Annotated in this window: 12 protein-coding genes; all 12 read right to left on the reverse strand. The window is 38.4% G+C overall.

Translation table 11 applies throughout. From position 1 onward, the window contains the following. Nucleotides 1–39 precede the first annotated feature (39 nt). Nucleotides 40–546, reverse strand: a complete 507-nt coding sequence (locus tag EL165_RS14860) for a tetratricopeptide repeat protein (protein WP_002983937.1) — start codon at nt 544–546, stop codon at nt 40–42. Next, complete coding sequence (gene prfH, locus EL165_RS14865; protein ID WP_002983938.1) at nt 533–1,231, reverse strand: peptide chain release factor H; 699 nt, start codon at nt 1,229–1,231, stop codon at nt 533–535. The genes EL165_RS14860 and prfH overlap by 14 nt, the downstream gene beginning before the upstream one ends. A 2-nt stretch (nt 1,232–1,233) precedes the next feature. Continuing rightward, a complete protein-coding gene (locus EL165_RS14870) occupies nt 1,234–1,779 on the reverse strand; it encodes a nucleotidyltransferase family protein (protein WP_002983940.1) in 546 nt (181 codons plus the stop codon). Nucleotides 1,780–1,855: 76 nt separating this feature from the next. Beyond that, complete coding sequence (locus EL165_RS14875) at nt 1,856–3,247, reverse strand: RtcB family protein (RefSeq protein ID WP_002983942.1); 1,392 nt, start codon at nt 3,245–3,247, stop codon at nt 1,856–1,858. A gap of 28 nt (nt 3,248–3,275) precedes the next feature. After that, nucleotides 3,276–4,013 (reverse strand): hypothetical protein, encoded by a 738-nt coding sequence (locus EL165_RS14880; RefSeq protein WP_002983943.1) that lies wholly within the window; start codon nt 4,011–4,013, stop codon nt 3,276–3,278. Between the two features lie 452 nt (nt 4,014–4,465). Next, nucleotides 4,466–4,966 carry a hypothetical protein gene (locus EL165_RS14885; protein WP_002983945.1) on the reverse strand — a complete coding sequence of 167 codons (501 nt, stop codon included), beginning with the start codon at nt 4,964–4,966 and terminating at the stop codon, nt 4,466–4,468. Between the two features lie 57 nt (nt 4,967–5,023). Beyond that, nucleotides 5,024–7,141, reverse strand: coding sequence for a methylmalonyl-CoA mutase (gene scpA, locus EL165_RS14890; protein ID WP_002983947.1), 2,118 nt, complete (start codon nt 7,139–7,141; stop codon nt 5,024–5,026). 141 nt (nt 7,142–7,282) lie between these two features. Next, nucleotides 7,283–9,385 (reverse strand): prolyl oligopeptidase family serine peptidase, encoded by a 2,103-nt coding sequence (locus EL165_RS14895; protein ID WP_041462116.1) that lies wholly within the window; start codon nt 9,383–9,385, stop codon nt 7,283–7,285. A 93-nt stretch (nt 9,386–9,478) separates the two neighbouring features. Then, complete coding sequence (locus tag EL165_RS14900; protein WP_002983950.1) at nt 9,479–10,156, reverse strand: hypothetical protein; 678 nt, start codon at nt 10,154–10,156, stop codon at nt 9,479–9,481. 76 nt (nt 10,157–10,232) lie between these two features. After that, nucleotides 10,233–11,318, reverse strand: coding sequence for a peptide chain release factor 1 (prfA, locus tag EL165_RS14905; RefSeq protein ID WP_002983952.1), 1,086 nt, complete (start codon nt 11,316–11,318; stop codon nt 10,233–10,235). Between the two features lie 147 nt (nt 11,319–11,465). Further along, nucleotides 11,466–12,776: an APC family permease gene (locus tag EL165_RS14910; RefSeq protein ID WP_002983955.1), complete on the reverse strand. Its 1,311-nt coding sequence runs from the start codon at nt 12,774–12,776 to the stop codon at nt 11,466–11,468. 7 nt (nt 12,777–12,783) lie between these two features. Further along, complete coding sequence (locus EL165_RS14915; RefSeq protein WP_002983957.1) at nt 12,784–15,228, reverse strand: TonB-dependent receptor plug domain-containing protein; 2,445 nt, start codon at nt 15,226–15,228, stop codon at nt 12,784–12,786. Nucleotides 15,229–15,271 lie beyond the last annotated feature (43 nt).

The following is a 15,271-nucleotide window of genomic DNA, read 5'->3' on the forward strand; positions in this document are numbered from 1 at the left end:
AGAAAGCTTATTTTCTTAATTATACCATGGTAAAACAGATTATTCTGCCTTTTTTACAGTTCTTGTTCTGGTTGCCTTTCCTTTGACTAATTTTTCTCTTTCTTCAAGTATATCCAGCGCTGCTCTGCTGTAAGCAAATCTTTTGGCTTCTTTAAGCGTTGCTAAAGCCTGTTTATACTCAAAGTTTCTTTCCTGCATAAGAGACCGGCAATTCAGAATTTCTGATTTGTCAATTCCTTTTAGTTTCAGGGCAAATTCAATTAATTTTCCGGCTTCGTCATAATCTTCATTATTCAGGAGACATTCAATATAATACTTGGGAGTATTGACATTTCCAATATTATTCTGCATCGCTTCATCGAAATATTTCTTTGCCGTTTCATAATCTTTTAATTCTTCGGAATATACTCTTCCCATCAGACAGAGGCTGTCTGCGTCTTCTGGTTCGTAAGATAACGCATAGTTCAGCGCATCAATACATTCGGAAAGGTTGAAAGGAAAGTAGTCTAATGCTTCAAAATAATATTTACTTTTAGTTAAGGTCATTTCTATAGTTTTTAAGTTCGTTTTTCAAGGCATTCCTTTGTTTTTTGAATGTCCTGTCTTTATAATTCTTTTTAAAATCCGTCCCGGAAAATGTACGGACCGGATTTCCGCGTTCTACCTGCATCTGAAGGGACCATGTATCTTTCATCTTTCTTTCCAGCTGTTGGATATAAACGGCCATTACCTTTTCTTTAAGTCTGATAACGGATCGCTTTTTATTCTCCAGCTGTGAACGGGAATCCTGTACAAAGACCGTTTCATTAGTGGGAATGTGGGTAGCCCGCACAGCGGTATTCACCTTGTTTACATTTTGCCCTCCACTACCCTGGCTTCTCGCTGTCTGAAACCTGATATCTTTTTCATTGAAATCAATCATTTTTACATTTTCCAGTTCAAAGATCCCGATAAACCAATTGCTTCTTTTATGCAGTTTTCTGAATGTACTTTTTCCTGTCCAGCAAACAGTTCCCAACCAGTTTTTTAAGAAAAGATTTATTTCTTTTCCTTTCAAAAGGATAGTCACAGATTTTAATGTCAGGTTTTCATCACCGTTTTCACGATGAATGATTTCGTAGTCTATTGTATTTTGTTTGGCCTCTTCAAGAAAGGTCTTCAGAACTTTGGCGGCTACCCACTGGCATTCCAAAGGACCTCTTCCTGAAGTGATCTGTATAATTTTTTCCATTTTTATATAGGCATTTTGCTTAATAAGGGGTGTCCAACTGGATTTATTCCCTTTTGTAATAAATCTTTTGCAGCCATCACTGCCCAGCACTTATCACTGGAGTGAATATTTCTGTAAAATGAAAGTAAAATATCAGGTTTCACAATGGTAAAACCATTAGCGTTTATGGTTTCAAGATCATTTCTTTCAAAAAAATCTATGGTTATTCTGTGGAATTTATCATTTTCAAGCTCTACCGTTTTTTCATACCTGCGGAAGTTCTCTTCACTGGGCAGATGATCATACCGGGTCCAGACTTTCTGAAAGCCTTCCTCCTGAAGAATAATAACAACATCTGCTACATTTTCTTTTTTTACAAAAACATCAATATCCTTATGGTCATGAGCATGCTTATATTCTGTATGTCCTGTTTCAGACATAAAATGCCATGCCCAGCCGCCTGATATAATGACTTTATCTTTTAATTTATCTAAAATTTCAAGTCCCAACCGGATTCTGAATTCCGGCCAGACTTCACCGTATCTTTTTATGTTATGTGGTGCTCCCATTTTTTTGTTTTTAAATATTTTATTTATTCAACCTTACAGGTTTTGAAACCTGTAAAGTTGTAAAATATCAGGTTGACTACCTGTCCATTCTCACAATTCTCGGCTGGAAAGTTCCCAGGATATCTACCAGTTCACTCTGCGCATTCATCACTTCATTAATGTCTTTGTAGGCCATTGGTGCTTCCTCTGCATTTCCGCCTATCAGGGTGACATTTTTCAGCTTCAGTTCTTTTTTGATATCATGCTGGGTAAAAAGGCTTCTGCATTCTCCTCTGGAATGTGCTCTTCCAGCTCCATGTGATGCTGAATTCAGGGATTCCGGATTTCCTTTTCCACGCACAATAAATCCTTTTGCTGTCATGGATCCCGGGATCATTCCCAGTTCATTTTCATTGGCAGGCGTTGCTCCTTTTCGGTGAACAATCACTTCTTTTCCATTATGGATTTCTTTCCATGCAAAATTGTGATGGTTCTCAATTCTGGCTTTTACTCTTCCACCAACCGCTTTAACGAGCCTTCTGTGAATATCATCATGACAGGCTGAAGCATAATCCCCGGCGAGATTCATTGCGGTCCAGTATTCCAGTCCCAGATGAGTACTCAGATCAAGCCATGCGAAGTTTTGTGCTTCTTTTGGTAACGGACATTGTTCTGTCGCCATTCTTGAATAATACTGTGCTATTTCTGCCCCCAGGCCTCTTGAGCCACTGTGAGAAAGTATTCCCAGATATTTTCCTTTTGGCAGGCCAATTTGTTCGTCTTCTTCAGTGATTTCCACTTCTCCGAATTCTACAAAGTGATTTCCTCCGCCTGAGGATCCCATCTGTTTGATGGCTTTTCCCTTTAATCTTCTTAAGATCGGAATCATATCAAATGTATCCCTGTCGAAAATCTCATGATCTATGTGAGATTTATGCGTTTCATACATCCCGAATTTTGTATGTTCAGCAAGAGCTTTTTCATACTTATCCCTTGCTCCTTCAAGATATGATACCGGTGTATCCAAAATACTGAGGCTCATTCTGCAGCCAATGTCCATTCCTACTCCGTAAGGAATTACTGCATTTTCTACCGCTAGAACTCCTCCTATCGGAAGACCGTACCCGCTGTGGGCATCCGGCATTAATGCTCCCTGAGTAGAAACAGGCAGTTTTAATGCTGTGTATAGCTGATTTTTTGCCTCTTCCGAAATGTTGTTTCCAAAAATCTGAAACGGGGCACGCTGTGAATTCAGCATTCTCTTTTCTGTTTTTTTGGACGAAAGCAGGGTTTCTGCAATTTGCCCGAAGGTGAGATCTTTTTCAAAGCTCTCCGGATTCAGCAGAATTTCCTTTAAGAGAGATCTTACATGGTGAATATTTTTGGTTGCAAAATTTCTTTTCATGACTTCCAATGCTACATTAACGCTTTGGTTATTTGGATAGCCCAGTTTTAATATATCTTTTCCTTTTAGTTTTAAATTTCCCATTGTTTTTTGTTTTAAATAACAGTCGGACTTATACGTCCTGTAAGCTTTCTGCAATCTCTGTTGCAGACATTGTGCAGGTAATATATTTCCTGCTTTTGATAAGTGAAATATCTTCTCTTTTTCTTTTCCCTGAAGATGACTTACCATACATTGTTTTGTTGATAATTCCTACAATTTTATGCTGCCATAAATAATCGTCCAGTTCTGCGCATTCTTTGTCCAATTCAAAATCTACAGGTTTATAATGGGTGATCATATTAGGTCTTATACGCAGGATAAATCTCCAGGGTTCAATAAATTCGTAATAAGGAACATAAGACTTCCGGGCCGGACAATATTCTTCCTGTCTCAAAAAATACGGTCTTTCTCTTGCTGTAAGTCCCAGCTTCGGGTCATTCCAGGAATATGAAGAAATATGCTGGAGTTTCTGTACTCTTTCTACATATATTCTCCGCCCGAATTTTCTTTTCTTTTTCAAAAACCGGCGGCTTTCCGAATACATGTAGGTATTAATTTTCTTCAATATTCCTTCAAAGAAATCTCCGTCTTTAGATCTCATGACATCTTCCCTTACCACAAAGAATCGTACAAATCCTCTTTGATAAGGTTTATCCAAAGGAATCCATGGGATATTTCGTCTGATTTCCCAAAGTTCTTTACTACGTCGATATTTTTTTCTTATCTGCTTTTCTACATCTTTTCTAATTGTTCTTTTTCTGCTTCTCACGCTTCTCAGGCGGGAAAACAGAAGATTATCATTTTCCATTGTTCACAGAAGTATGATGTGATATAAAACTTATTTGTTTTTATCTCACACAACTTTTAATCAACTAAAGCATTAGTTGAATGGATTAATAATAGACGGTTACAGTGATACTATAATTCACCTGTTTCGTCTGTAATGACACTAAAAAAGATTTCGGGGAAACGTGAAGTTTTAAATATTGCGCAATAAAAAACCCGAAATCTCTACGACTTCGGGTTTTGATATTTCATTGTACTGTTATTCTAAGAATGTACCAAACCGCGAAGCCTTACCACCATAAGTGGCAATCCAACTGTAGAATTCTGTTTAGTTCTGAACATTGCTTCGTTGTTTTTTTATTGGTTAAACTTGATTTTCAGGTGCAAATATATAAATTTTTCTGATAATCAAATTTTTTTTTCAGTAAAAAAGGCTGATTAAAAAATAATCAGCCTTATAATTTATTGTAAAAATTAATCTTTTGAGCCTAAACTATCCATTTCGTCATCCATTCCTTTTACCTGATTGGAATGATATACTCTTTCTGATCCCAGGAAGTAGATATTATGTCTGGCTTTGGCAATGATTCCATTATATTCATGCTCTGTCATGCCATCCGGAATACTGTCTCTTTTTTCTGAAGGTCTGCGATAAACTTCAAGAGCTCCATATTCATTTAATACTTCTTTGGCAGTTTTTGCCCGTTCAAGATCATCGGTATAAACAATAACATTGCTTCTGCCTACGCTGTGTTTGCGGTAAGCGTCCAACATTTCCGCATCGTTAGCGAAAACATAGTCAAAAAAATCCTGCGTCTGTTTATCTTCCTGATACTGATCAGCAGACATTCCACTTTCTACTCTTGACTTTGAAATAATGATGTTTGCTTCGTCAAAGCCTTTTTGTTTTAATCCTTTTTTAATTTCCTCTGTATCTACAGTCACCGGAAATACTGAAACTACTGTATAAGCCATAATGAAATTTTTTCATTAAACTATACAAAAGCCATGCAATTTATTCTTTACTAAGAATTAATTTAGAAATTTTTCCAGGATTTCCACAGCACATTTCGGAAGGTTGGTTCCGGGTCCGAAAATAAAATCTGCACCGTTGGCATACAGGAATTCATAATCCTGCTGAGGGATTACTCCTCCTACAACGATGGTGATATCATCCGCTCCCAGCTTAGCCAATTCTTCCACAACTTGTGGAACTAATGTTTTGTGTCCTGCAGCCAATGAAGAAACTCCTAAAATGTGAATATCATTTTCCACAGCCTGTTTAGCGACTTCTTCCGGTGTCTGGAATAATGGAGCAACGTCTACGTCAAATCCCATATCGGCAAATGCTGTTGCTACTACTTTTGCACCTCTGTCGTGTCCATCCTGGCCCATTTTGGCAACCATCAGCCTTGGGCGACGTCCTTCTTCTTCTTCAAATTTCTGAGTCAGTTGAAGCGCTTTTTCAAAGTATTCGTTTTTACCGGCATTCATTGCGTATACACCAGAGATTGTTTTAATATTTGCTTTATATCTTCCAAAGGTTTCTTCCATGGCATCACTCATTTCGCCAAGGGTAACTCTTCTTCTCGCTGCTTCGATGCATAATGCCAGAAGGTTTCCTTTTCCTGTTTTGGCGCTTTCACGGATTTCATTCAGGATCTGCTCAACAGCTTCAGTATTTCTTTCTGCTTTAATCGTATTCAGTCTTTCAATCTGTTTTCTTCGAACTTCGGTATTATCAATGTCTAAGATTTCTATCTGGTCCTGTTTTAATGAGGATTTGAATGAGTTCACTCCGATGATGAATTCTTCACCACTGTCAATCTTAGCTTGTTTTTTGGCAGCTGCTTCTTCAATTCTCATTTTTGGAATTCCAGCTTCGATAGCTTTGGTCATTCCCCCTTCCTGCTCTACCTCATCGATGTACCTCATGGCTTCTTCAATCATCTGCTGGGTAAGGCTTTCTACAAGATTGCTTCCTCCCATCGGATCTACCACATCACATATCCCGCTTTCCTGCTGAAGAATGATCTGTGTGTTTCTTGCAATTTTCGCTGAATAATCTGTAGGAAGAGCAATGGCTTCATCTAATGCATTGGTGTGGAGAGACTGCGTTCCTCCTAATGCTGAAGATAAAGCTTCAATGGCTGTTCTTGTGATATTATTGAAAGGCTCCTGTTCTGTCAGGGACCATCCGGATGTTTGAGAATGGGTTCTTAATGCCAGCGATTTCGGATTCTGAGGATTAAACTGTTTTAAAAGAGTTGCCCAGATGTATCTTGCGGCACGCATTTTAGCAATTTCCATAAAATGGTTCATCCCGATGGCCCAGAAGAATGATAACCTTGGTGCGAAATCGTCAACATTCATTCCTGCTTTGATTCCTGTTCTTACATATTCAAGGCCGTCTGCCAGCGTGTAAGCCATTTCCAGTACGGGAGTGGCCCCTGCTTCCTGCATATGGTACCCAGAGATAGAGATAGAATTGAATTTTGGAATATTTTGCGAAGTATATTCAAAGATATCTGCAATGATCTTCATGGAAGGTGCCGGCGGATAGATGTAGGTATTTCTTACCATGAATTCTTTCAGTATATCATTCTGAATGGTACCTGAAAGCTGTTCCTGCTTTACACCCTGCTCTTCTGCGGCAACGATATAGAAAGACAAAATAGGAAGTACAGCACCATTCATGGTCATGGATACTGAAATCTGATCTAACGGAATTTCATTGAAAAGGATTTTCATGTCTTCCACAGAATCAATGGCAACTCCTGCCTTTCCTACGTCTCCTACCACTCTTGAGTGATCAGAGTCATATCCTCTGTGCGTTGCCAGATCAAATGCCACTGAAAGTCCTTTCTGACCGGCAGCAAGATTTCTTCGGTAAAAAGCGTTGGATTCTTCAGCAGTAGAAAATCCTGCATACTGGCGGATTGTCCACGGTTTCTGTACATACATCGTAGAATACGGTCCTCTTAGGTAAGGTTCAATTCCCGGAGAAGTCTGTGTTAATGATTCATCTTTTACATCTTTTCTCTCATAGGATGATTTGAGTTCAAGTCCGTCTTTTTCAAAGTTGTAAATCTCTCTTGCCTGAGGTGATACACTAAAATCCGGTTTTTTCACAGAAATTGTCTTTCGCATTCCAATTAATTTTGTCTCCGTAAAGTTAATTTTTTTGAACGAAACATGAAACTTCTGTTAATATCCTGTTTTTCTTGTATTTAGTGGAATAAAAAAGGCCGGGCAAATGCCCGGCCTTTTTATTGGAATATTTTTAAATATCTATTTCATTATTCCCATTTCATACAAAGCGAATGATATAAGATCTGCATTTTCACTGATTACCTGATCTGTTGATCTTCCTGCTCCGTGACCTGCGTTCTTTTCAATTCTCAGCAAAATAGGGTTTTTACATGCCTGTTTTTCCTGAAGCTCAGCTCCGAATTTGAATGAATGTGCCGGCACTACCCTGTCGTCATGATCACTGGTGATAATCATTGTTGATGGATAACAAGTTCCTGCTTTTACATTGTGTACCGGAGAATATGATTTAAGGTATTCGAACATTTCTTTGCTGTCCTCTGCAGTACCATAATCGTAAGACCAGCCAGCACCAGCCGTAAATTTATTATACCTCAACATATCCAGAACTCCTACACCCGGAAAGGCTACTCTTGCCAGATCCGGACGCATCGTCATGGTTGCCCCTACCAGTAATCCTCCGTTTGATCTTCCTGAAAGTGCCATATATTGTTTTGAAGTATAGCCTTTATTCTGAAGGTATTCTCCAGCAGCGATAAAGTCTTCAAAAACATTTTTTTTCTGCTGCTTCGTTCCTGCATCATGCCATTTCTTACCATACTCACCTCCTCCTCGGATGTTTGGAACGGCATAGATACCCCCATTTTCCATCCAGATCGCATTGACTACAGAGAATGAAGGTTGTAAACTGATATTGAAACCTCCATAAGAATACAGGATAGTAGGATTTTTACCATCAAGTTTAGTTCCTTTCTTATAATTGATCATCATAGGAACTTTTGTGCCGTCCTTTGAGGTATAGAATACCTGCTCTGAAACATAATCGTCCGGATTAAATTTCACTTTAGGCTTCTGGTATACTTCAGACTTTCCTGAATCTACATTGAATTTATAAGTGGTACCTGGTGTAATATAATTGCTGAAAGAATAATAAATATCTTTCTCCTTTTCTTTTCCTCCGAATCCTGAAACGTTTCCTTTACCTGGAAGTGTAATTTCTCTGATCAGTTTTCCGGTTTTATCAAATTGCTTCACCTGGTCTATTGCATCAATCATGTATGTTGCAAAGAAATATCCTCCGCCGGAAGAAATTCCCAGTACATTTTCAGTCTGTGGAATCACATCTTTCCATGTTGAGGGAGCAGGATTGTTTATTGTTGTTTTTACCAGACGCATATTCGGAGCATCTTTATCGGTAAAAATAAAAAGATCATCGCCTTGTGTATCTACAATACTTGCATTGATATCAAATCCGCTTATAATCTGTACAAAATCTCCTCCTTTTTTCAGGTCTTTGATATACAGTTCATTACCATTGGTAGCATTCGCCGCAGAAATGATAAGATATCTCTGATCTTCAGAAACTCCTGCGCTCAGATATCTTCTTGGCGTTTTATCACCTCCGAAGATCAATTGATCTTCAGACTGTTTTGTACCCAGCTTATGAAAGTATACTTTATGCTTATCAGTCATTCCGGAAAGTACGGTTCCTTCTTTTGGCTTGTCATAACTTGAGTAGTAGAACCCTTCATCTCCCTTCCATGAAATCCCACTGAATTTCACATCCAGCAATGTTTCATCAATCTGTTTTCTGGTCACCGCATCAATGATGATTATCTTGTTCCAGTCACTGCCTCCTTCTGAAATGGAATATGCCGCAAGATTTCCTTTTTTATTGAAAGAAAGATTGGAAAGAGAAGTGGTTCCTTTTTCTGAAAATTTATTGGGATCTAAAAATACTTCTGTAGCATTGGTTTTGTTATGGGTTCTGTACAATACAGACTGAGCCTGCAAACCATCATTTTTATAATAATAGGTATAATCTCCCTCTTTGAAAGGTGCTGAAATTTTTTCGTAGTTCCAGATATCTTTCAATTGGTTTTTAATTTTGTCTCTGAACGGAATTTTAGAAAGGTAATTCTGACTGTAAGCAACTTCTTCATCTACCCATTTTTTAGTGGCTTCAGAATCATTTTCCAGATCTCTGAAAGGGTCCGAAACAGCGGTTCCGAAATAGGTATCTGTCTGGCTTCCTTTTAATGCTTTAGGATAATTCATTTTCTGAGAATAAAAAGATGCTGAAAACAATACTCCAGCAGTTAACAATATAGGTTTAAAATTCATACTGATCGGTTTTCTCAAAAATACGTAAAGTATGTGAAATAAAAAAAGTCCCTTTAAACGGGGACTTTCATTCTTTATAGGTGTATTTTCCAACTATTCATTTGCTCCGAAACTTTCAAAATAGAAATCGGTAAGATTGGTAACAATTTCATCCGGGCTGCCGTTCCAATAGTATATTTTTCCTCCTTCCTTCAATTCGTAAAGATTAAAATTCTGTTCAGTTGTAACAGTTTTATCTGCATTTTTGAAGTCCTGGGCAGCCTGAATCAAATATTTTTTCAGTTCTTCCGGTTTTATTTTATTGAGATCACCTTTTGGTCCGGGTGTTAATTTTGATGGGACAAGGAAACTCACAGAATAACTTATCTCTGCTATTTTTTCGTCCTTAAGATATTCATTCGGGACTACTTTTACATTTTTAACCGTTAGCTTTCCGGTTTTAAAATTTCCAAGCATGGCAGTAAAATAATCTTCTGCTTCTTTTTTGCAAGCTGCAGCGGTAGCCTTGGGGAAAGCCGCAAGGAAATTTTCAACACTGCCATTCATCATTTCCTTGGAAGTTTCCTTGAAATCTACCTGATAAGCATTCTGTCCTTCAACGGTAGGTTTCAGGTACTCATTAAGCTTATTCAAAGCTGTTTCATCATTGTTGACAAAAGTTCCGAAGAACAATTCAAAAGCTTCTTTCGGTTTCTTTACTTCAGTCTGAGCAAATACGTTCTGCCCGATCATCGTAAGCAGCAATAACAAAATAATTTTGTAATTTTTCATAGTTTATATTTTATGTTTTGGTATTAAAAAACAAAGCCTCTGAAGGATCAGAGGCTTTGCTTATCTATTATAATTTTTAATAATTTTCTTCTTCCCCTTTCATTTTCTCTGCATTTTCTGCCATGATTACTGCATCAATCATTTCAGAAATATCACCATTCATGTAAGCATCAAGATTGTACATAGACTTGTTGATTCTGTGGTCTGTCACTCTTCCCTGAGGATAGTTGTAAGTTTTAATTTTTGCAGAACGGTCTCCTGTAGATACCATCGTTTTTCTCTGAGCAGCAATATCTCCCTGAACTTCCTGAAGTTTAATATCGTATAATTTGGCACGAAGCATTTCCATTGCCAATTCACGGTTAGCTAACTGGGAACGAGCCTGCTGGCACACTACCACAAGTCCTGAAGGCTTGTGGGTAAGCTGAACTTTTGTTTCAACCTTATTTACGTTCTGACCTCCGGCACCTCCTGAACGTGAAGTCTGCATTTCGATATCAGCAGGGTTGATCTCTACGTCCACCTCTTCAGCTTCCGGTAAAACCGCTACTGTAATTGCTGAAGTATGTACTCTTCCCTGGGATTCTGTTTCAGGGACACGCTGTACACGGTGAACTCCCGATTCGAATTTCATGATTCCGTAAACTCCTTCACCTTCCACTTTCATTATCAGTTCTTTGTATCCTTTTGCAGCTTCATTGGAATCTGTTACTTCATGTCTCCATCCCTTGGCTTTGAAGTACATAGTGTACATCCTGTAGATATCTTCTACGAAAATAGCCGCTTCATCACCTCCTGTTCCCGCACGTAATTCCACGATAACGTTTTTATCATCGGCAGGATCTTTGGGGATCAATAATACTTTCAGCTCTTCTTCCAGTCCAGGAATTTTAGCCTGAGCTTCCAGCTTTTCTTCTTTAGCCAAATCTACCAAGTCTCTGTCTGAACCATCTGCAATGATTTCTTCAGATTCTGCAATACTGTCCAATGCCCCTTTATACTGATCGTAAACTCTTACAATTTTCCCCAAATCACTGTATTCTTTGTTCAAAGAAGAATATCTTTTTTGGTCTGAAATGACATCAGGCTGTATAATAAGGTCTGCAACCTCATTATATCTTTGTTTTATAGCTTCTAATTTTGGAATTAATGATTTAGACATTGTAGAAATTTTGTGGGTGCAAAGATAAGAATTATTAATTCAAAATTAAAATTCCGGATCAGCATAAATTTTTGAGCTTTAGGGGAAAAGGAGACAAAACTGCAAAAAGGCCGAATAGCCAATTTGTTAATTCGTCTTTCCCTATGATTAAGACTGAGCCTGAGATTCTTTAGAAAGCCTTCTGTCAATAAGATATAAAACAATTCCTACAGCGATAATTCCCAGTCCTATAAGACTTTCTTTAGGATTATGAATAAATGTAAAATAGAGAATATACATACTGAACAAAAGAAAAACTGTCGGGAAAATGTAAAAAGCATTTGATTTAAAGATTTTCCTGTCCTTTTTCTTCAGGAAGAATACGGTAGAAATTGCCAGACTTGCAAAAAGCTGTAAAATAAAAGCAGTGTAAACAAAAATCTCTTTAAAACTTCCTGTTAAAATAATAATAGCCGCAATCACAGCATGAGCAAAAATGGCTCTTACCGGAATTCCTTTTGCATTTCCAACTGATAATGGTTTCCAGATATGGGTATGTTTTGCAAAAGCCTGGGTTAATCTTGAACCCACCCATAAATATCCGCTAATTGTTGCAATCAGCTGCAAAGCAATGAAAATATTAACGATTTTTCCAAAAGCAGGACCAAGCATATTGATAGCCGCCTCTCCCATGACATCCTCTTTTCCTGCCAACTGACTCACGGGAGCATGTTTCAGCATAATATAATTCACCAGAATATAACTTACCGTCACGAAAACAGTTCCTATAATGAGTGATTTCGGAAGATTTTTCTGGACATCTTTAATTTCTCCTGCAATATAAGAAGCAGAGTTCCAGCCTGTATAAGAATAGGTTACAAATACCAGCGATGTAGCAAAAGCCGGAAGCATGATCTCATTCTGCCAGCTGTCACTGAAATTTAAACTGCTGCCAATCTGTGGTGAATCTGAAAGCCAGACGCCCAGGATAATGAGTACAACAATAAACGCTATCTTAATGAAAGTGAAAAAGTTATGAAACCGGCTGGATGTTTTCAAACTGAATGACAAAGTAACTGCAATCAGAAAAATAGCAGCAATAGCAAAGCCGTTTCCGAAAGAATAGTTGAATACAGAAAGATATTTCGACATAGCCAATGCAGCCAAAGCTACAGGAGAAGAAAATCCGATAATCAGCGAAATCCAGCTTATGAGATACCCGAATAAAGGATGATAGGTTTCTTTCAGATAAATAAAGTCGCCTCCGTTTCCTTTAAAATGTGATCCTAATTCCGCATAGCAAAAAGCACCAAACAGAGCCAGGATGCCTCCAATGATCCACAGCAGGAAAATACTGTAGGTATTGGTAATATCGGATAGCTGAAATCCGAGAGTGGTAAAAATCCCTGTTCCGATCATATTGGAAACAACAATTGCGGCAGCTGTTTTCCAGCCAATCTGATGTGAGGTAGTACTCATTTAATGATTAAAAGTTAAAATTAAGTCTTCCGAAGAAATAATTTCCCAGCGTTCCCATCTGCACCGGAGCATACTTGAATACCCCATAGTATGAATTTCTGTAAATCTGGCGATCCGGGAAAACATCAAAAATATTATTGGCTCCTACCGTAAAGTTGATACTTTTTGTAATATCATACCCAACACTGATGTCAGTAACGACTTTTGGAGAGAACTCCTGTACTTCTCCAAACGGATAGCCATCTCTTATGACTTTGCCAAAATAGGTATTTCTTACGAGAAAATTAAACTTCCCGATTCCATAATTTAATCCTAATGAAGCTTTTGTTTTAGGAGACAGCGTTTCAATGATATTGATCTGATCCGGGCCAAAAAACTGTTCCTGAGGCGTTCCTAAATTTTCCGGAAAATGAAAGTCTGTGATTTTTGTTTCTGTATAGTTTCCTGCAAGATTCATATTCAATTTTCCGTTACCAAGAATCCAGTCATATGTGACCACTACATCTACACCTTTAGTTTCTGTATCAATGGCATTGGCGAAAAATCTTCCGCTTTCAACCTCATTTCCATTGCCTACTACAGCAGGGTCAGATAATCTTGAATCTGTTATATTTCCTGTAATAACAATTCTATCTTTCACTTTGATCCAGTATCCATCTATAGTGATGGTCAGATTGTTTAAAGGTTTCAGGGTAAATCCGGCACTTGCATTGACTGAAGTTTCCTGCTTGAGCTTATCAAATCCAAGAATTTCTGCAGCTTTGCTATCATTACTAAAGATTCCTTTGGTAACAATCTTCTCGCCGGAAGTAGAAATATCTGCATAAGAATTATTAAAATACTGCTGCTGAAGAGAAGGAGCCCTGAATCCTGTTCCCACAGCTGCTCTTACTGCATAATTTTTTACAAATTCATATCGTACAGCAAGCTTTCCATTCAAGGTATTTCCGAAATCTGAATAGTTTTCAAATCTTGCAGCAGCATCAATGTTCAACTTTTTGTCCAGATCATAGGAAACATCTGCATATACGGCTGTGGAATGTCTGTCTTTCCTGAGTGCATTATCCGGGGAAAATCCGATAAAGGACTGGGATCCGCCTGCACCGAGCACTGTAGAACCTTCGGTGGCAATGTTCCCGTTGATATCATACTGGGCATAAGAAGCCTCATCACCCGCTTTGATCTGATACTGTTCAAATCTGAATTCTCCCCCGAAGGCGATATTGAAACGATTTATGTTTCTGGAAACGTCAAGATTAATGGTGTTTTGAAGGAAGCTGTGTGCTCCGGCGTAAAAACTCGTTGGAGATTTTGCTCCCAATGAAGCATTATTCGTATTGTTTACATTGTAATTGAAAGTGTTGCTTCCAAATGTATTGCTAAGATCAAGAAGCCAGTCATTGATATTATATTTTGCCCCAACAGCATAAGATACATCGTATATCTGGGATGCCAGCGTTGCCTGAAAACCGTTCGGGTAAATGGACGAAACTACATTGGATTTTTCGCTCGGAAGCCTTCTGAAACCAAAACCTTTTCCTTCCTTGATGCTGAATCCTCCGAAAGAATACAGTTTAAAATGGTCATTAAAAGGATATTCTGCATTGAAAAATAGCTGTCCCTGTCTGATCTGTGCATCCCCGATCTGAAAATTAAAATCATCACGCGTCAATCCTCTTTTTTGAATTTCTGCATCATCTTCTGCTCTTGCTATCTCAGGATTATCTGCAAATTCATAGGCAAAATTATCCCCGAAAATATCCAGATCATGATTTTGTGTTCTTGTTGTTTTTCCTCTGTGGCTTAACTGCATTGAAAGATTGATGTAGCCGTCTTTCTTTCCTAATGAAGCTCCGTAGTTTGCTCCTGCCTGATACGTATCGCCATCATTTCTGCCGCTTACACCGTAGGTAAGGCTTGCTGATGCCCCGGCATTCTTTTTAAGAATAATATTGATGACTCCTGCAATGGCATCAGATCCGTACTGTGCAGCTGCTCCGTCTCTGAGAACTTCAATTCTGTCAATGGCAATCACCGGGATGGTACTCAGGTCTGTTCCCACAGAACCATTCCCGACTGTGTTCTGATAATTGACCAAAGATGTTGTATGTCTTCTTTTTCCGTTCAGCAATACCAAAACCTGATCCGGCCCCATTCCTCTTAAGGTAACGGGGTCAATATGCTCTGTACCATCTGAAGCGGACTGTCTTACTGCATTAAATGACGGAATCACATAGTTCAGCAGATCCTGAGCAGTCATTTGCGGAGCACTCCTCTGAATTTTGTCGATATTAATAACATCTACCGGAACCGGTGTCTCCAGCTTTGTTCTTTTGACATTACGGTTTCCAACGATGATAATATCTTCAATTTCTTTTTCTTTATTCCCGCTCTCCTGAGCAGCAACCCAGATTGCTCCAAGCAATAATACAGCTGTACTTATTTTTTTCATTTTGTTCTTCCCAATTGATCATAATTTATCCGGCGGTCTTTTC

It is taken from the genome of Chryseobacterium gleum (genome assembly GCF_900636535.1).
Classification (GTDB): domain Bacteria; phylum Bacteroidota; class Bacteroidia; order Flavobacteriales; family Weeksellaceae; genus Chryseobacterium; species Chryseobacterium gleum.

Coding starts and splice junctions, on each gene's coding strand:
- EL165_RS14860 (WP_002983937.1), bottom strand. CDS start 546: ATGACCTTAACTAAAAGTAAATATTATTTTGAAGCATTAGACTACTTT.
- prfH (WP_002983938.1), bottom strand. CDS start 1,231: ATGGAAAAAATTATACAGATCACTTCAGGAAGAGGTCCTTTGGAATGC.
- EL165_RS14870 (WP_002983940.1), bottom strand. CDS start 1,779: ATGGGAGCACCACATAACATAAAAAGATACGGTGAAGTCTGGCCGGAA.
- EL165_RS14875 (WP_002983942.1), bottom strand. CDS start 3,247: ATGGGAAATTTAAAACTAAAAGGAAAAGATATATTAAAACTGGGCTAT.
- EL165_RS14880 (WP_002983943.1), bottom strand. CDS start 4,013: ATGGAAAATGATAATCTTCTGTTTTCCCGCCTGAGAAGCGTGAGAAGC.
- EL165_RS14885 (WP_002983945.1), bottom strand. CDS start 4,966: ATGGCTTATACAGTAGTTTCAGTATTTCCGGTGACTGTAGATACAGAG.
- scpA (WP_002983947.1), bottom strand. CDS start 7,141: ATGCGAAAGACAATTTCTGTGAAAAAACCGGATTTTAGTGTATCACCT.
- EL165_RS14895 (WP_041462116.1), bottom strand. CDS start 9,385: ATGAATTTTAAACCTATATTGTTAACTGCTGGAGTATTGTTTTCAGCA.
- EL165_RS14900 (WP_002983950.1), bottom strand. CDS start 10,156: ATGAAAAATTACAAAATTATTTTGTTATTGCTGCTTACGATGATCGGG.
- prfA (WP_002983952.1), bottom strand. CDS start 11,318: ATGTCTAAATCATTAATTCCAAAATTAGAAGCTATAAAACAAAGATAT.
- EL165_RS14910 (WP_002983955.1), bottom strand. CDS start 12,776: ATGAGTACTACCTCACATCAGATTGGCTGGAAAACAGCTGCCGCAATT.
- EL165_RS14915 (WP_002983957.1), bottom strand. CDS start 15,228: ATGAAAAAAATAAGTACAGCTGTATTATTGCTTGGAGCAATCTGGGTT.